The following is a 17923-nucleotide window of genomic DNA, read 5'->3' on the forward strand; positions in this document are numbered from 1 at the left end:
CCGTTGGCAATCCGCTTGCAAGCAAGCTTCCACGGCGGCTTCGTGATCTGGTTTGGGAGACGGCGCTTGGAAAGCGTGACCACCATCACAAAAACAGATCGGAGAATGTCACTTGTGTGGCGAAGAATATCCTCTTGAAGTCTGCTGAAAATATGAAAATGTTTTGTTGCCGTACCGAAAAGCTTCCTCATTCCATGCCGAAGAGCTGGCGTTATCGCTTTGATACGATTCGCTTTCCTTACTGTCATCGAGCTGTCTTCAACGGATGGGATCATGGCGTTTTGCGATCCGTTATAACCGCTTCATAAAAGTCTGTTCGTTGGGGTTAGTTGGTTGACAAACTTGATGGTATAAAAGAAAAAGACGGGCTGAGAGATTCCTATTACGGATATGGGAATGACGTTATCAACAGGGAGCGTTTCATCTGTGATCTTTCCGCGCATTTCTTCCGATTGCCTCCTTTCCCAATATCGTAGAGCGGCGTTATGAGCATGCTTGTGCAAGCTTTTCGTTCCTTGATCAACGAGCAGCACAATCGCCTGCTGCGACTGAAGTTTCCCCATGACGACGGACCGGATGCGGTACTGCTGCCGGAGCAGTTGGATGCGGTGGAAGGCTTGTGCCGGGATTTCAGTTATACGGTCACGTTGATATCCGACGATGCCCATTTGCATGCCAAAAATTTCACTGGCCGCATGGTGACGCTGGAACTGGTGCGCAAGGATGGCTCTCTTCGCTATTTTAATGGTTATGTTTTCGAGTTTTCCCGGCGCGGTACCGATGGCGGCTACGCCACCTATGAAATACAGCTGGGGCCGTGGCTCAGTTTCCTGAAGTTGCGTAAGGATAATTACCTGTTCCAGAACCAGACCGTGGCGGATCAGACCGCGGAGGTCTTCGCGGATTACCCGTTGCGGGACTATCGTACTCATTTTATCAAACCGGAAGACGATGCCGCGTTAACCTTCGCCATGCAGTGGGATGAATCCGACTACAACTATCTGCATCGCCGTTGGGAAGAGCGGGGTTGGTATTACTGGTACGAGCATCGGGCCGACGGCCATACGCTGGTGCTCAGTGATGACTCGGCCACCTCGGAACCCGTCGATGGCTCACAACGGGTGCGTTATCACAAGGAAGGAGGCAGCCGGGTCAGCGATGCCATCAGTGAGTGGTTCGCCCATCGCCGTTTGGCGTCCACCGCTTACAGCGCTTCCAGCTTCAACTTCAAGAATCCGCAACCGCAGATGGCCAGCGCCGCCACCGTCAATGAGCAGGGCATGGTGCCGGACCTGGAGGTTTACGAGTACGCCGGCGCCTACGGTTTCAAGGCCCGGGAGAGCGGAGAAATGCAGAGCCGCCGCCGCATGGAGGAAATCGAGGCCCACGCCAAGGTGTTCCAGGGTGAGGGGGATTGCAGCCGGTTGCAGCCGGGCCGCTGGTTCGGACTGGTGGATCATTTCGATCATGATGTGGAGGAGGAGAGCGACCACCAGTTCCTGGTGGTGGAGGCGCACCATCAGGCGCGCAACAATTACCTCGGCACGGAGTCGGCTTCCCATTACGAAAACCGCTTTCAGTGTCTGCGCAAGAAAGTGCCCTGGCGACCCGGGCGCGGCTTCAACAGCCAGCAGCCCAAACTGTACGGGCTGATGACCGCTACCGTGGTCGGCCCCAGTGGCGAGGAGATTTATTGCGACGAGTATGGGCGGGTGCGGCTGCAGTTTCATTTCGACCGCGAGGGCCAGAGTAATGAGGCCAGTTCCTGTTGGGTCCGGGTGGCCTCTAACTGGGCCGGTGAGCGCTTTGGTTTCATGGCGGTGCCGCGCATTGGTCAGGAAGTGCTGGTCCAGTTTCTGGACGGTGACCCGGATAAGCCGATCATCACCGGCCGGGTCTATAACCAGGCCAATATGCCGCCGTGGGATCTGCCCGCCAACAAAACCCAGACCGGGATCCTGACCCGTTCCAGCCAGGGCGGCGGTTATGACAACGCCAACGCCATCCGCTTCGAGGACAAGAAGGGCGAGGAGCAGCTCTGGATCCACGCGGAAAAGAACCAGGATATTGAAGTCGAGAATGACGAGACCCACTGGGTCGGCCAGGATCGCGTCAAAACCATCGACCGTGATGAAACCAGCCACATCAAGCGCGACCGCATCGAAACCGTGGATCGCGATGAAACCATCACGGTGCACAACAACCGCACCGAAAGGGTGGACCAGAACGAGACCATTTCCATCGGTGCCAATCGCACCGAGGACGTGGGCGACAATGAGAATGTGGTGATCGGCGGCAACCAGACCGAATTGATCAAACAGGCCAAGGCGGAAACCGTGGCCCTGGCCAAGGCGCTGACCATCGGCGGTGCTTATCAGGTTTCCGTGGGCGCGGCCATGAACACCACCGTGGGGTTGTCCCAGTCGGAGCAGGTGGGGATCAATAAATCGGTTCTGGTGGGCAAGCGTTTCACCATCAATGTGCGGGATGAGCTGGCCATCACCGTCGGCAAGTCCTCGCTGGTGATGAAGTCCGATGGCACCGTGCGCATCAATGGCGTGCAGTTTGAATTCGGTGCCAGCGGGCCGGTTCACATCATCGGCAAGGACGTGGATATCAACTAGGTGATGATGGAATTCCGCAACCTCACGCCTTTGGATGCGCTTTGCTACGGTGGTCTGGATCCGGCCGGCGCCGAGCATCGAATTATCGCGATGAAAGTGGGCTACCGTCTTGTACCCGACGACAACGAGGCCGGCGTGTTTCATGCCCGGGTGGTGGACGATGAGCCGCTGCCGTTGTGTATGGAAGACCGTTACTACGGAGAGCCGGGGCACTCCAGTGCTTTCGAGGAAAGCGATCTGGCGCCATACAAACCCAAGTGCGATGTCCTGCTCAGAGGGCAGGCTCACGCGCCCGGGGGCAAGCCATCCCGATCATGGCGGGTGCGCTTCAAACTGAGTCTGCCGGTGGCTCCCGCGGAGATACAGACACCGCCGCCGCGGCCGCTGAATCCCCGTATGCCGTTGTCGGAAAAACAGCGGGATCAGTGGCAGCTTGAGCTTCGGCAGGCGGAGCGGACTCGATTACAGGCGCCCACCGCCCGCGTGCTGATGGACAAGGTGCTCCAAGTCACCGGGGAGCGTTATTTCAAACGCCGCTGGGGACGCTGGTGGCTGTCCCGCCCGGCCCGTGCGCGGACGGTGCCGTTGCGCTGGGAATATGCCTTTGGTGGGCGTAGTGAAGTCGCCAATCCCGGCCATGCCGGCGATCCGTCCGCGCCGTCTCATTGGCTTAACGAAGTCTGTTTCAGTAACCCTTTGGGCCGTGGCTGGATCGAGCGCCGTCATCGCCGCTTGGCGAACAAAGCCGGTCAACCGCTGACCCGGCTGCCGGCGCCACGAATTGAAAACCCGCAACAGCCATGCCGTGAGCTGGTGCGGGGCCGTCATCCGGACGGTGAACAGGATGCCCGGGCAATGGCGGATCTGGCTGCTGAATATGGTGCCACGCCGGCGGGATTTGGCATTGTCGGCCGCGCCTGGGCGCCACGGCTGGCTCATGCCGGGACTTACGACGATGACTGGCTGCAACAGCGCTGGCCGGGTTTGCCGGAGAACTTCGATTTCGCCTATTGGAATGGCGCGCCGGTGGATCAACAGATCGAGTATCCGTTGCCGGGAACGCGTATTGAGTTGTGGCATCTGACCGACCCGTCGCAAACACCGCGCGGTTATCTGCGAACCGAGCTGCCGCAACACAAGCCCTTTGTTTTGCTGCGCATGGAGAACGGCGCCATGGTGCCGATGCCGCTGCTGACCGACACCCTGATCGTCGATACCGACACCATGGAGCTGCATGTGACGCATCGGATTTCGATTCCCCAAGGGACGCCGGTACGTGCCATCGAAGCCCGGTTTGAGACCGATCCGGAAGCGCCATTGGTAAAGGTGGATCAGACCAGGCTTGAAGTGGAGGAAACCACGGATGGCGGATGATTACATTGCCCGCAAGCAAGGTGGCTGGAAGGTGGTCAGCCTGGCCCCGGATGTTTGCAAGACGCCGATGGGCAGTAGCACGCCGCCGGTGCCGTACCCGGTCACCGCCGAGCTGGCACAGAGCGGCAAGACCGCGGCCACGGTGCGTGCCAACGGCCATGAATTGGTGCTGTTCGACGCCAGTCTGGTGCCCAAAACCCTGGGGGATGCCGCCGGCAGTGCCAAGGGGGTGAAGAGTGGTACGGTGGGGGCGGCGAGCTGGCCCAAGGGACGCAGCAGCAGCGTCTTTGTACAGGGCAAGCCGATTGTTCGCCATGACGACGAATTCTGGATGAACGGCAGCCATGGTGGCAACTGGACCATCGCCGAGCTATTGAAAGTGTTATGCCCCAAGGATAAGGACGTGGTGGACGATCTGGCCGAGACCGATGTCTACATTGCCGACGATATCTACTATGACGACCTTATCTACGACGGCAGCCAATGGATTGTTGACCGCTTTCCTGGCGGCGGCTCCTGGGGCGGCGATTCTTTATTGATGCTGGCTACCGGTTCCGCGCAGGCCGCCGCAACCACCGCTTATCACGAGCTGATACACAAACATCAGGACCCGTCCATGAGCTGGCAGGCGATGGAGGAAGACGCTTACTACAGAACCGAGGCGTGGACCATTGAACGGGGGATGGCAGCCCCGAATATCGACGGGTTCGAGTTCAGGACCACCAATGCGGATGGCGCGCTCGTGCCGAACCGGGATGACATCGAACGGTTCGTACAAGAGACTTATCCTATCCCGGCGGATCCGAACGCCCCCTTTCCGGTGGGAGTGACCGCTTCCGGTGACGTGCAACTGAGCGATGGCAATACCCGACCACCGGAGAAAGGAGACCGCATAGCGGGGCAGGAGGAGACGGCACGTAAAAGAAAAGTGCCCCGCTCGGTATGGAAGTGCCCGGGTGAAGGCGACACCCCGCCTGAGGAGGAATGAATATGCTCAGGGACATGGAGCGTTGCTGGTTTTTGTTGGGTCTCTTGTGCCTGACGGCCCTGACTCAGGCCTGCGTTGGAAACAATAACGGAAATAACAGCGGGCAGCCCCCGCCAATGGATACCACCATGAGCAGCATCGAAGTGAATACCGCCGATGGCGTCCACCCGCTCACCATGGCGGATCTGGAAGCGCTCAAAGCAAACCTGATTGAAGTCTTGTCCGAAAAAAAGCCGGAGCAGGACTACGGCTTCCTGATCGGCGAGCTGCGCGACCATTCCGCGCCCATGATCAGTGAAGACGGCGTGGCCAGGATAGGAGGCTGGCGTCTCACGGAAATTTCCGGGAAGCCGGTGTTCGAACGGCAGCAGATGCCGCGGGCGCCGTTGATGCGTTTTTTCCATGCGCCGATTGCCTTGGACAAAGACGGTCGCTGGCGGGTCGCGGACGTCATCATCGTCAAGGTGCGGGGCCGCTAAGCAGCGGGACCGGAGCGATTATGGGAAAGGATGCCGGAGATGGATGACGTCATCGTACTACCCCCGATCACGATCTACGGGGGCAGGGAACTGCCGAACGGCGATTGGCTGCATGTGGACCCCAGAACCGAGGGGGTTCTCATGGAGGTGTTCCCGGCGGATGAGACCATCGAAACGCCGCTGTCCCGGGAACTGCTCAGCTACGATGACTACGCCGCCTATCGGGAGGCTCACCCGGAACTGGATCTGCCGGAGTTCGAACCGCCGGACGAGGAGGAAGAGCAAGCGTCCATTGGCCGCCAGAACCGCTCCATTCAGAGCCACGGCGGTGGTAACACCATAGGGCGAGTGGTTGGCGAAACCGGCGCCACTCCGGGACCGGCCAGCGAGGCCAACCCTCCGGTGGAATCGGAAACCGAAGAAGAGGAAGGGTTCTGGTCCCGGAACGGTGAAGGCATTCTGGATGGCACCCAGTTGGTCCTTGATGGCGCAGGCTTGATTCCTGTGGTCGGAGAGGTGGCCGACGGGATCAATGCCCTGGTCAGCCTGGCACGCGGCGACTACGCCGGCGCCGCCCTGTCCGCAGCCGCCATGATTCCCTTCGCCGGTTGGGGTGCCACAGCCGCCAAGGGTGTGCGCAAAGGAGCGGACGCCCTGGAAGGTGCGGGCAAGGGGGCCAGGGAAGCGACGGAGCAGGGGGCAAAAAGGGCGGATGAGCCTTCAACGGGCGGCGGTAAAGATGGAAAAGGCGATGGCGCTAAAACCAAGGGGCGGGGGAAATGTGTTCTCAGGCCTTACCGGCCCGACACGTGTAAGGCGGAAAGTAAGATTGGACATCACGTCGTTCCCGATCGAGCGTTCAGACTTGGAGCTCGTAAAGGCGCTGGAAGACGTCAGATCCCTGGTGGTTTATCCGAGCCAGAGGGCCTTGTGATTTGCCTGACTAGAAGCCAGCATACCCGAGTGCACCGGCTATACGATCAAAAGTATGAGCCTGGAATCGGTGCACTTGGTTCCCCTCCGGGAACGGCCAGCCTGCTTGCTTTAGAGATGGCGGGGGCTAAAGCTGCGGCTTCGGTCACCGGTTGCAAGACATCCAGCCTCGCGGCTCAGTTACGCGCTTACCATCAGGCGAAGGGAATGGGGCCGGATTTCAAGGTCAGGGCTAATAAGAGCGGCAAACTGACGCGTGAGCTGTCGTTTGGCGACTTGGGTAGTGAAGGCCCCGGGGAATTCTAGAGAAGGCAATACTATGTCAAACACGAAAGGTTCACCGATTACATTCGTAAATGGTTGCGCAATAAATCGGGATATGTTTTACATCGCTTCTTCCCCGGACGTCTGGGCCGAGTCGGAAGATACTCCTTATTCCGTGATGTTTATTTACCAGGATCAGACGGAAGAGAAATGGTTCTATCATGAGCTGCCGGACTGGGAGGTGGTCTCAACGTGTTTCCCAGAGCCAAGGGCCAACGAAACACGAAAGGCCTATGCACTTAGTATCGACGGCGAAGTCGAATGCTACAGCCGGGATGGCGTCACCGTTGAAGTGATCGACGACGCCGGCGATAAGGACGGCGGCCCGAATTACGGTCCGGTGAACAGAATCCGTAAGCTGGGAAAACACCTGTATGTTTGCGGTCATGGCGGCCAGGTCTACAGAAATGTGGATACGGGGTGGGAGCATTGTGATGCTGGTCTGCTGCAGGCTCCTGCTTCCGTTCAGAACTCTTCGGGAATAACGGAAGAAGAGCGGAAAAAAATGATCCAGAGCATGATCGATGCAATGGATCATGAAATCGCGCTTTATGATATCAACGGCCCGAATGAGGATGACCTGTATGTCGTCGGTAGTGATGGCTTTATGGCTCACTACGATGGCAAGGTCTGGAACCAGTTGGATCGTGTTACCGGTTCCCACCTGAATTGTATTCATGTCGTATCGCCTTCGGAGCTGTGGATCGCGGGGAGTGCGGGGACGGTGCTGCGGGGCAATGCGCGGCAGGGTTTCAACGTTGTTGCCCGAAAAACATCGGAATGGGATTTTTTGTCCATTACTTCCTATGAGGGCGCCGTTTACCTTTCCGCTGACGACGGCATTTATTCCATGCGGAATCAGAAGCCGGAACGCGTGGATATCAGTGATAAACTGAATTTGAGAGACGTCTCCGATATTGAAGCCAAAGATGGTGTTCTTTGGGCTCTTTCGCCGAAAAAACTGCTTCGCTTCGACGGTAATGAGTGGGAGTGCTTTGAACATCCGAACAACCAGTAAGCTCGGTTTTGATACAGTAAATCAATATCTTCCTGTTTTTATGGGATCAAGATGGTTTGTCTTGAATGAAAGAGTGCAACGAAGCCATAGCGCTAATTCAAAAGAATCCTGATGTTGGAACCTTTGTCGGGCCACCTGAAGAAAGGTTGATTGAGCTCGCTGAAAAGGCTTTGGGGCAGGTGTTCCCTCCTTCTTATCGACGTTTTACTCTGGAGCTGGGGGCCGGTAATTTCGGTGCGGTGGAGATCTATGGAGTGATTGATGATGACTTTGAGAACTCCTCGATTCCTGACGGCGTTTGATACACCCCTCATCTAAGGGCCACACAGGGATTGCCTGCCCACTTTCTGGCCATTGGCGAAGATGGGATGGGAGGGGTGATGTGCATTGATTGTCGCGAAGACGGGAATGGAGAAGGTCCGGTCCTCGTGGTACGCCTGGGAGCTCCCGAATCGGTGGCCCAGGAAAAGGTTGCCAGCGATTTCGGTACTTATCTTTTGGAAATGGTCATCACTGAGCTTGAGGAAGAAGGTTAGATTCGCCATCGAGCTTGATTACTCATGCACCTTCGCTGGTTGATTGTTAATCCTTCATGGTCAGCCTTTTATGAGTGTGGATATCAGAAGGGCCATTGATTTTATCGGGCATGCCTCAAGCTATCCGGAACTCGATGATTTTCTGATCGGGTCGGGCATCGAGCAAAGGCTGACAGCCAAGGACCTGCCTTCCGCGGAGCTGCTGGCCGATAACGGCACGGTCGTTTTGCAGTTCACCTCCTCCTATGCCGAGACTTATGGCAAACCACACAGTGAAGGTCTGCTGTTTCTGGAGGATGTCACAGCACAGAATCCGAAGTACGAGGACGATATCGGGCCTTTTACCAGTGATTTGCCGCTGGGCTTGCGAATGGATATGACGGGGGGCATTGTTTCTCTGTTGGGAGAGCCTGGCTATAGCGGGGAGTTTTTCGGTGGTTTCTTTTTGACCTACGATGGTCTCGTCCCGAACATCACCGTCAACATCAAGCTTGATATCAAGAGCGGGGAGATCATCTTCGTCAGGTTCATGCCTGTTGAAGTCTGATCCGCCTGATGCGGGAGTGTCTCCGGTGGCTACCGAAAATCTAGACCAGTTAATGCTCTCGGCATTGGGGAAGGGCAACAAGGATGACGAAGTCAGGAAGGCATTCGCGGAGGCCTCGTTGGCTAATTGGCCGGATGTCGCGGATGATCGGGAGGCGGCCTGGAACGTTGAGTATTGGCGTTATGGCTGCTCTCTGACTTTTGTCGAGACCGGGCAATACGAGCAGTTGTTTGATGAACATGGTATTCAAGGTGGGTTGGTGGCGGCCGCATGGACTTTTTATCTCCGTGGCGTTGATGGCTTCCGTGTATTCCCGGGAGACCCGCCTTTTGGATTGACCCCGAGAATGAAGCCTGATGAGGTGGCGGCTTGTATCGGCCCGGTGCGGGCTTCCAGAGTTTCCTATGATCGCCGGGTGGACCTGTTCTTCGTGGATGCTATAGCCGGGATGGCGTCACTGTTGAAGTGATCAACGACGCTGGCGACAAGGAAGGTGGTCCGAATTACGGTCCGGTGAACAGAATCCGTAAGCTGGGAAAACACCTGTATGTTTGCGGTCATGGCGGCCAGGTCTACAGGAGGGTGGATGCGGGTTGGGAGCATTGTGATGCTGCTTCGCTTCGACGGTGATGAGTGGGAGTGCTTTAAGCATCCGAATAATCAATAGAAGGCTCGGGTTTTCGAATGCTCTTCTGTAGGAGCCAGTCGGGGCGGCCCTTCGCCTGCTGGCGAATCCCGGGCTTCGATGTTGTCCCCCTTCGCTTGCAAGCAGGCTTCCCACAGCGGCTTCGTAGCGTAAATCTGTGGAAGCCAGCTTGCTGGCGAATCCCGATCCTCCGATGTTGTCCCATTCGCCTGCAAGGCAGGCTTCTACAGCAGGGGTAGAGAGGCAAGTGCCGGGTGTGTATGCCGACCGATCAGGCCTGCACGACTTGTTCAAGCAGCAACAATCCCGGTATCCAGCCGGTGAATACGGCGCATAACAGAGTGAGCCATGCGACCGGCTTTTGGATATTTCGCGACAGCCCCAGCAGCAGAAAGAAGCTGAACCACAGCACGGTCCAGGCTATCCAGTTGAAGGTATTCCATAGGCCGAAATCGTCACCGATGTCCGCCAGTGACTGGATCGCGATAATGCTGGCGGTGAGGCTGACGAAAAGACAGAACCAGCCCAGCCCCTTGCCATCCACATTGAGAAACTGGTTGGCGGCGACCCACAGGTAGGTGAAGGCGAACAGCAGGGTGAATGCGCCGGCCTTGATCGACAACGGGCCCGCGGGTTCGGCGAGAATCAGGAATAGAGCGATGCACAGGCTCAGTGCACCGACGAAAAGGTTGATGACGGCAACCTCGCGGCCGCTGATTTTGTTCATCAGCCAGATGCTGTTGAGAAACAGCACGGCGCCGACATACAGCAGGGTGAGTCCGAGTATCATGATGTGTGCTCCTTGTTGTTATTGGCATGATTCAGGGCCGGCTCTTTACCGTCCCGGTTGCTGTTGCAAGATCTCCCTGGCGATTTCGAGAATGGATTTCCGCTTCTTCATGGCTTCCCGGGAGAGAAAGGTGTGGGCCTGCTCTTCCTCCCAGTTGTGTTGCTTCATTAATCGCACCTTGGCGCGGTTAATGTCCGTCTGATTCCCGATCCGGTCCTGGAGCTGGGCGTTCTTTTGTTTCAGTTTTGCTGTTTCCTCGCTGTTGCGGCGAGCGGAGACCAACACTGGAAGCACTTTATGGCTGTCCAGGGGTTGGGTGATGACACCATGACAGCCCAGTTCCAGGATCTGCGACAGAACGGCCGGGCTTTCGTATTCCACCAGGGCGACCACGGTGGTGCGCGGATCACCGGCGGTCACCAGGCCGCTGATTTCCTCGTGGTGACGGCTTTGGAAGATACCGGTGAAAATAACATCCACCGCCACCTCGCATTTTTCCGGTGGTGGCCAGAAGTGACGCACGGAACAACCGATACGGATCAGCTGCAGTACCAGAGCGTCACTGATGTCTCCGGGCGGGTTGATCACCAGGACCCGCAGGTCCCGAAGCGTATTGAGAATGGCGGCGGCGCTGGTCGGGGTGGTCATCGGCGCTCCTCCCGGCCCATACTGGCGGACCAGTCGTCCAGGTTGTGTACCACCACGTAAGGGTCTGGTCGGATCGGTTGCGGGGACTGCCACTTGACCTGGAAAGCACCCCGGGCGTCGATCTCGGCGATCCGCGAAGTCAGATGGGTATGATTGTTCTGCCTTTCGATACGGATCGGCCCCTGTGGCGCGTCCAGCTCCAGTTGATAGAGCTGACGCCGCACATCCTCCACGTACCAGCTGCCGGCGGCCCGCATCGCCCGGGCCAGCATCAGGGTTTGGCAATAGGCCGCCTCGGCCCAGGCAGTGATGGTGACATCGTCGGGGAAAAAGTCGTGACAGGCGTCGACGAAGGCGCGGCTGGCAGGGGTGTCGATGCTGGAAAAATACGGGGCGACAACGACATGGCCCTCGGCGGCGTCGTTGCCCATCTCCTTCACTTCCGCCTCGCTGGTGGTGAGGCTGGCGATGGGCGGGCGCGCCGAGGTGCTGTAGTGGCGGGCAAAGGCACGGTAAAGCTCCGCCGTGCCGGTGCCCACCACGGTGGAAAACACCACATCGGCCTGAGCTTTGATGATCCGCTCCACCGCATGATTGACCTCATCGTCGGACGGATAGAGCGGAATGTAGATCTCCTCCACCACGCTGCCGCCATGCTGCCGATAGAGATGGCGCATGACGTGGTTGCTTTCCCGTGGATAAATGTAGTCCGAGCCGATGAACACCACCCGCTCGCCGTAATGATTGATCAGATAGGCGGCCAGGGGCGCGCTGTTCTGGTTTGGCGCCGGACCGCCATAGAAAATATTCGGGGAGTATTCGAAGCCTTCATAGGGGGTCGGGTAGCAGAGCAGGGCGTCGGCCCGCTCGATCACTGGCATCACCGCCTTGCGGGTGTGAGACATGTAACATCCCACCAGTAACTTGACGCCTTGATTGCGAATAAAGTCCTCGGCGCATAACCGGTAACGGTCCGGATCGCCGCCGGGATCATGGCTGACCGACTCGATAGCGTATCCGTTCACGCCCCCTTCGCGGTTGGCTTGTTCGATGGCGAGCAGTGCGCCATAGCGTTGGGAGCGCTCGATGTCGGCGGTGACACCGGTGGCGGAGAACAACAGACCGAGAGTGGGGCGGTCCGGATGGTGGGGCATGACAGGTCTCCTGTTATTGTTATGAGCCCGATATCACCGTGGCAGGAAAATGACGTTCTGGTGTTCCAGCCGGGCCCAATACACCGTTGGGGTATCGCCATTGTCGCAGGGCTGATGGTGACGAAGAAGATACTCCGCCAAAGGCACTTCCAGATGCCGGCGGACGCCACGGCGCAGGGAGCGGGCGCCAAACTGGCGGTCGAACCCCTGCCGTGCCAGGTACGACACCACCTCCGGTTCCACGTCCAGGCGGCAATGGTGTTTGATCAGACGCTGATTGAGGCGGCGGATCTCAAGTGCCACCAATTGCTCGACGATGTCCTGCTCGATCCAGTTGAAGGTAATGGTGGTGTCGATGCGGTTGACGAACTCCGGTGAGAACGCCTTGAGCAGTTTTTCGCGCACCAGTTTGTCGATGTGGTGATGACGGCGGGCATGGCCATGCGACAGCAGGCGACCGGGAAAGCGGGCGCGCCGTTCGTCGTACCGCTGAATATCCCGGGCGCCAAGATTGCTGGTCATGAAGATCAGCGTATTACGAAAGCTGTAGGTCCGTTCGCCTGACGCCACGGTCAGTATGCCGTTGTCGAAGACGTTCAGCAGCGCCTGGATTACTTCTTTGCTGGCCTTCTCCAGTTCATCGAACAATACGATGCCGGGGCGGCCCTGGGTGCCTTCCAGTTTGTCCTGGTCGAGCAGAGTGGTGCCTTCCTTGGCACCTACATAGCCTGGCGGAGCACCGGTCAGCGCGGCGGCATAATGCTCCTGGGACAGGGTATTCATGTCCACCCGGCAGAAGGCGTCGGCATCCCCATGCAGGGCGCGCGCCAGAGCGCGCACGATCTCGGTTTTACCAACCCCGGTGGGCCCCAGGAACAAAGCGGTGAACAATGGCCGGCGAGGATCGGTGAGGTCGGCGCGCACCACCTTGAGGATGTCTTCCACCGCCTGCAGGGCCGGGTCCTGCCCGAGGATTTCATCGCGCAGGGTTTCCATGATGGCGCGGACATCGAAGCGATAGCGGCTCTGCAGAGCGGTATGGTGGCGCAAATGGGCTTGTACGACGTCGTGCGTCGCCGTGTTTTCGTGATTCAGAGCCTGACGCTGATCCCGTTGCCTCTGATTTTGGTCGATCATGTCGTTGAGAAAGGGCATGGCGTGTCCCTGTTGCGCGGAAAAACTGTCCGGAAATAAGAGCGGTCCGAGGAGAAGGCGGCGTGCCGGGTGACACGCCGCCGCGTCTCAAGCCTCTTTTTCCAGGCCCTCGTAGGGCACATTCCCCACCGGGCATTGCGCCACGCCCGCGCTGGAACGGGTGATCCTTTCCACGTTCTCGCGCGCTTTTTCCGCGTCGTTGACCCAGGTCTTGTAGAACTCAAACGGACATTCCGCCAGGCCCTTGTCGCCGTCGCCGGAGGCGTGCATGCCGCTATAACCCCGATGCAGAATCTTGAACAGATGATTCTGGGATTGGTCGTTGGCGCGGGCATCGCGGATTTGTGACAGCGACAGCTGGGCGAACTGAATGCCCATTTCCTCCTCGCCGCATTCGCCCAGCGTGCGGCCGTCGAAACCGATCAGCGCGGAATGGCCAAAGTAGGAATAGACACCGTCGAAACCGGCGGCGTTGGCCACCGCCACGTAGCAATTGTTGGCCCAGGCCATGGCTTTGGACATCAGTACCTGCTGTTCCTTGGCCGGGTACATGTAGCCCTGGCAACGAATGATCAGCTCGGCGCCTTTCATGGCGCAATCCCGCCAGATTTCCGGGTAGTTCCCATCGTCGCAAATAATCAGACTGATCTTCATGCCCTTGGGGCCGTCGCTGACGTAGGTCTGACCACCAGGATACCAACCTTCGATTGGACACCAGGGAATGACCTTGCGGTACTTCTGGACGATTTCGCCCTTGTTGTCGATCAGGATCAGGGTGTTGTAGGGGGATTTGCGGGGATGTTCCTCGTGGCGCTCTCCGGTGACCGAGAACACTCCCCAGGTGTTGGCCTTGCGACAGGCACGCGAGAAAATTTCCGTTTCCTCACCGGGCACGGTGGCGGCGGTTTCCATCATTTCGGCCTGATCGTACATGATCCCCTGCAGACTGTATTCAGGGAAGATCACCAGATCCATACCAGGTAAACCTTGTTTCATGCCCACGATCATGTCGGCGATCCGCTGGGCATTTTCAACAACCTCGGCCTTGGTGTGCAGGCGCGGCATCTTGTAGTTGACCACCGCCACGCCGACGGTGTCGTTGCTGCTGGAGATATCTCCATGACGCATAATTCGTACCTCTTGTTGTCGTTTTCATTAGGGCAAATGGAGTGGCCGTCACGGATGACGAACCAAAAAAAAGGCTCTTCCGGGACAAGTCCCGGAAGAGCCCATTTGCTCTGTTGGCATTGTGCAATCTGGTTGGCGTAACCGCATCGCCGTTGATGGGCGCCGCCTGTTTGTCACGTTATAGGCGCTCCTTGCCGCCGCTGTCAAGCACATGAAACCGATCAGTCATCGGATGTTGATATGGCAAATGCGTTCGCCAGCAAGCCGGTCTCCCACAGCGGCTTCGTGTCTCCGTTGTGGGGTTGTGGGAGACCGGCTTGCCGGCGAACAGTCTGATACGGCTAAAGACGAGGTGACGGGATAACGCTGGCGGTCAGGTTCAGAATGGCCCGGGTGCCGGCTTCCGGTGTCGATTCAAAATCCATCGTCCAGCCAAAATATTCACAGATCCGCAGGCTCAGAAACAAGCCGAGCCCGGGGCCTGTTCCCGGAGCAGGGGGGCGCGCAGACTCCGGGTGTAGTCCCGGGCAACCTGTTCCAGGTCGAAGCCTGCTCCGGTATCGGTGACGCGTAGCAGTACGCCTTCATCGGTCGTCATATCAATTCCGATGGATCCTTGGTGAGTGTTCTCGGCGGCATTGCGGAGCAGGTTGCTCACGGCGATACGCAGCATGGCGGCGGGGGTGTTCAAGACGATGGCGGGCAAGGGAGTGAGTTCGAAAGCCACTGGTTTGTTCGACACCAGGTGTTGATGATCGCGGACCAGGGCGGGCAGAAGCTCATGCAGAGCGCACCGAATTTGTCTACCCGATCCAGGTGGCCATTGGCCGCCACGGCGATGTGATGAATTTCAATTTCTTGTAGTTGATTGGCAGGCGCGCGGCGGCCTCTCTCGCATCCAGGGACGCCAGGCGTTTGGCAATGTCCTTGACCGGCGCGGAGAGGCGCCGGGCCAGTGAGCGTACCAACAGAATCGCCAACAATAAGCTGATGGTGTCGGTCACCGTGCTGAGCAGGGCGCCATGATTTTGCTGTGTTTCCAGTTCCGTGATATCCAGTGCCAGCACCACGTGCTCGCTACCATTGGGGTGAAGCAGTGCCGCATAGGTGCGGCTTTGCCATTCGATTTTCCCGCTTGGGAATCCCTGCGGCAAATCGTGAAAGGCCTGGGGCGCGGATTCTTCCCCGTCTCTGGCGGGAATATACCAGCCATGCAGCGGGCCGACTTGTGGCGGTTCGTGGGTTTGCAGAGGCTTGTCGGCATCCAGATCCGCAAGAGTGGATTCCAGAATGAGGTGTTGATTTTTCGTACCAGGGAGAATGCTGTAGCATACGCACCACTTTTATCAAGGAGGATAAGGCCTTGGAATTATTGGGATTGTTGAAACTGCTGTTCATTCTGGTGGTGCTGGGCCTCACCGTCAGTAGCCTGGTGGGCTATTCATCCCGCCGTCGCCAGAGCAAGAAGGCGCTGGCGGCGATGCGCGAGCAGGGCGGCTCGATTCGCCGACTGAGCGAGGAGGAGCGGCGGGCGTTGCCGCCCATTCACGATCCGGCCAAACCGAAGCGTCCGCTGACGGTGGAAAGCGACGAGGTGTTTCCGCTGGAAGGCGCGTATTCCCGTCATGGTATCGAATCCAACGGGACCAGCACCTGGCACGACACCATTGGCGGTGTGGAGGTGTTCCTGCCTTACGACGCCGACCTGTTCCTGGCCGAGCATAACCGCGCCGAAGTGGTGTTCGCCGGCAAGATGGCGGTGGTGGTCGGATTGAATCAGGAATTCGATTTGCCCGGTGCCCAGGAACGGGACCAACGCCGGGATGCCGCTGATCAGCAATGGCAGGATGGGGCCCGCGGTGCCTTGCAGGACGTGTTCATCGACAGTGATACCGATCGGGACGAGGATCCGGATCGGGACCAGGAGAAAGACGAGGAGGCGGCGGCGCGCAAACGCCGGGTGGATATTTACGCCCAGCGGGACGAGACCGTGGCGGAGATCGAGGCCCGTGGCGGCCGGGGCGTGGGGCTTTTGCCGGGACTGTTACTGATGCTGGCGTTCATCGGCCTGGGTATCGCCACCGCCCGGACCAGTATGTTGGCGATGTCATTGTGGAGTGGCGCCGCCGTGCTGTTGGCGGTCTTGGCGTTGTGGCTGTTCTGGCGCCGCTGGCGCCCCGGTCCCGCGCAAAAGGTGAATACGGTTACCGGTACGCTGAACCTGACGCCACTACTGTTCGACGAAAGCAGTAACACGGTGACCGTGGCCGCTACCCTGGGTGACAAGCTGAGCTTCAGCCTTCCGGAACACTGGCGTTCCCACGTGGACTATGAGGACGGCCAGCGCTTGGAGATGGATCTGCGCGTGGACGATTACTCGGTGGTCAATTACAACCGCCAGTTGTCTCTTGATGAGGAAATTCGTCGCTTCCCGTTGGCCTATTGGGGGCGGCATTTCACCATGGCGTTGGTGGCGGGTATTGGATTGTTGGCGGCGCTGTTGTTGTCACGGGCGCCCTGGGCCGATGGCATGCTGACCTGGAACGCGGTGTCCGGGGGGCGTTATCTCGAGGCGCGGGAGGTGTCGGCATTGTTGGCGTCGCCGCCGGGGGCGGGCAGCATGGTGGACCTGTCCGGCTCGGGCCGGTGCCAGGTGCGCGCGTCGATGGGGGATTGGCGGCACCCCGGAGTACACTGTGACTGGATTCGCTGGGGAGGTGATACCTCCGCGCTACCCCGAGTGGAAATCGATGAGCTCACCGCCGAGCTGTTCTCCGACGAGGTAGTGAAAACACGCCGTGATCCCTATGTGGAAATGATGGTGAAGCTGTACGGTCGGGATCCGCGCCAGGCGCCGTTACTGGTGGAAAATCCACGGGCGCTGATTGAATTGGTGGAAAATGCCTGCGGGACGCGACAACAGCACGCCTGTGCCTATCTTCGCGACACCGTCGTGGAACATCTCCGCGTCTCCTTGCCAGAGCAGCCCACCGATTGGGACGCCTTGCGCGAGGAGGTGATGGGCTATGAGGGCGACAAACCTTTGCAGGCGGTGATTGGCCAATCCGAGCTTGGCCTGGTGAAACGTCGTTTACGCGCGGTGGGGCGGGAACGGGCGGGGCAGGCGGTGCCGGACCTTGGCCGCGAGATCCATGACAACGAAAAAGGTGGTGTGCTGGTGCACATGATTGGTGACCCGGCGCTGACGCCGGCATCGATGACGGATATCGAGTTGTGGCGGCGTTTCGTCGACCTGACCGCGCCGGGCAGCGCGGAGCCCTTTTCGGCGAAGGGGATGGTGGTCCATCGCGGCGAGGATGATTCAGGCGCGCCGATACTGGTGGTGGATGTCACCCGCCAACTGGAGTGGCCCTGGCGTTCACTGCTGTTGACGGTGTGGATACTGCTGGCCGCCGTGCTGTTGCCGGTCCATGTCTGGCTGGCGGTACAGCAGTATCGCGCCAAGCGTCGCCGCGAGGCGGATTTGGCCCGGCTGCATGGCTGGGCGCAACCGTCCTGACGGGGCACTGTTGCTCGGCTATTGCTGACAACGGTTATTCGCGAGTGAACTCGCTTCCC

17 protein-coding genes and 1 pseudogene are annotated in these 17923 nt (G+C 58.7%); 11 read left to right on the forward strand and 7 right to left on the reverse strand.

The window, feature by feature from the left end; translation table 11 throughout:
- From A6D6_RS21930 to A6D6_RS17345, 10 genes and pseudogenes are all read left to right on the forward strand, one after another.
- The coding region (locus A6D6_RS21930) for a hypothetical protein (RefSeq protein WP_236564147.1) at nucleotides 1-308 on the forward strand (308 nt) is incomplete at its 5' end.
- A 183-nt stretch (nucleotides 309-491) separates the two neighbouring features.
- Entirely contained in the window at nucleotides 492-2624 is a 2133-nt protein-coding gene (locus tag A6D6_RS17300; RefSeq protein ID WP_236564148.1) for a type VI secretion system Vgr family protein, read from the forward strand.
- 3 nt (nucleotides 2625-2627) lie between these two features.
- Nucleotides 2628-3998: a DUF2169 family type VI secretion system accessory protein gene (locus tag A6D6_RS17305; protein ID WP_236564150.1), complete on the forward strand. Its 1371-nt coding sequence runs from the start codon at nucleotides 2628-2630 to the stop codon at nucleotides 3996-3998.
- Nucleotides 3988-4986 (forward strand): DUF4150 domain-containing protein, encoded by a 999-nt coding sequence (locus tag A6D6_RS17310; RefSeq protein WP_159661394.1) that lies wholly within the window; start codon nucleotides 3988-3990, stop codon nucleotides 4984-4986. Before A6D6_RS17305 ends, A6D6_RS17310 begins: the two co-directional genes overlap by 11 nt.
- 128 nt (nucleotides 4987-5114) lie before the next feature.
- The gene (locus tag A6D6_RS17315) at nucleotides 5115-5465 is read left to right on the forward strand and encodes a hypothetical protein (protein WP_133493353.1); all 351 of its coding nucleotides are present in this window, start codon (nucleotides 5115-5117) and stop codon (nucleotides 5463-5465) included.
- Nucleotides 5466-5504: 39 nt separating this feature from the next.
- Complete coding sequence (locus tag A6D6_RS21755; RefSeq protein ID WP_201303831.1) at nucleotides 5505-6704, forward strand: hypothetical protein; 1200 nt, start codon at nucleotides 5505-5507, stop codon at nucleotides 6702-6704.
- 73 nt (nucleotides 6705-6777) lie between these two features.
- Complete coding sequence (locus A6D6_RS17325) at nucleotides 6778-7740, forward strand: beta propeller repeat protein (RefSeq protein ID WP_159661395.1); 963 nt, start codon at nucleotides 6778-6780, stop codon at nucleotides 7738-7740.
- Nucleotides 7741-7805: 65 nt separating this feature from the next.
- Nucleotides 7806-8276, forward strand: a pseudogene (locus A6D6_RS21935) (SMI1/KNR4 family protein).
- Between the two features lie 70 nt (nucleotides 8277-8346).
- Nucleotides 8347-8823, forward strand: coding sequence for a hypothetical protein (locus tag A6D6_RS17340; RefSeq protein ID WP_159661398.1), 477 nt, complete (start codon nucleotides 8347-8349; stop codon nucleotides 8821-8823).
- A gap of 25 nt (nucleotides 8824-8848) precedes the next feature.
- The gene (locus A6D6_RS17345) at nucleotides 8849-9292 is read left to right on the forward strand and encodes a hypothetical protein (protein ID WP_159661399.1); all 444 of its coding nucleotides are present in this window, start codon (nucleotides 8849-8851) and stop codon (nucleotides 9290-9292) included.
- A gap of 448 nt (nucleotides 9293-9740) precedes the next feature.
- Here A6D6_RS17345 and A6D6_RS17350 read toward each other — a convergent pair whose 3' ends face one another.
- The 7 genes from A6D6_RS17350 to A6D6_RS17380 form a co-directional block, all read right to left on the reverse strand.
- Complete coding sequence (locus A6D6_RS17350) at nucleotides 9741-10259, reverse strand: AmiS/UreI family transporter (protein WP_159661400.1); 519 nt, start codon at nucleotides 10257-10259, stop codon at nucleotides 9741-9743.
- Between the two features lie 45 nt (nucleotides 10260-10304).
- Nucleotides 10305-10907 (reverse strand): ANTAR domain-containing response regulator, encoded by a 603-nt coding sequence (locus A6D6_RS17355; protein ID WP_133493359.1) that lies wholly within the window; start codon nucleotides 10905-10907, stop codon nucleotides 10305-10307.
- Entirely contained in the window at nucleotides 10904-12061 is a 1158-nt protein-coding gene (gene amiC, locus A6D6_RS17360; protein WP_133493360.1) for an aliphatic amidase expression-regulating protein AmiC, read from the reverse strand. Before amiC ends, A6D6_RS17355 begins: the two co-directional genes overlap by 4 nt.
- A gap of 33 nt (nucleotides 12062-12094) precedes the next feature.
- Complete coding sequence (locus A6D6_RS17365; protein ID WP_159661401.1) at nucleotides 12095-13216, reverse strand: AAA family ATPase; 1122 nt, start codon at nucleotides 13214-13216, stop codon at nucleotides 12095-12097.
- An 87-nt stretch (nucleotides 13217-13303) separates the two neighbouring features.
- Nucleotides 13304-14344, reverse strand: coding sequence for an aliphatic amidase (locus A6D6_RS17370; protein WP_159661402.1), 1041 nt, complete (start codon nucleotides 14342-14344; stop codon nucleotides 13304-13306).
- 457 nt (nucleotides 14345-14801) lie between these two features.
- Nucleotides 14802-15071, reverse strand: a complete 270-nt coding sequence (locus A6D6_RS17375) for an ATP-binding protein (RefSeq protein ID WP_201303832.1) — start codon at nucleotides 15069-15071, stop codon at nucleotides 14802-14804.
- Nucleotides 15072-15147: 76 nt separating this feature from the next.
- Nucleotides 15148-15498, reverse strand: coding sequence for a hypothetical protein (locus A6D6_RS17380; RefSeq protein WP_159661403.1), 351 nt, complete (start codon nucleotides 15496-15498; stop codon nucleotides 15148-15150).
- Between the two features lie 209 nt (nucleotides 15499-15707).
- Here A6D6_RS17380 and A6D6_RS17385 point away from each other — a divergent pair, with 209 nt between their 5' ends.
- Nucleotides 15708-17864, forward strand: coding sequence for an IgaA/UmoB family intracellular growth attenuator (locus A6D6_RS17385; RefSeq protein ID WP_159661404.1), 2157 nt, complete (start codon nucleotides 15708-15710; stop codon nucleotides 17862-17864).
- Nucleotides 17865-17923 lie beyond the last annotated feature (59 nt).

It is taken from the genome of Alcanivorax xiamenensis (assembly GCF_009846745.1).
Lineage (GTDB): Bacteria > Pseudomonadota > Gammaproteobacteria > Pseudomonadales > Alcanivoracaceae > Alloalcanivorax > Alloalcanivorax xiamenensis.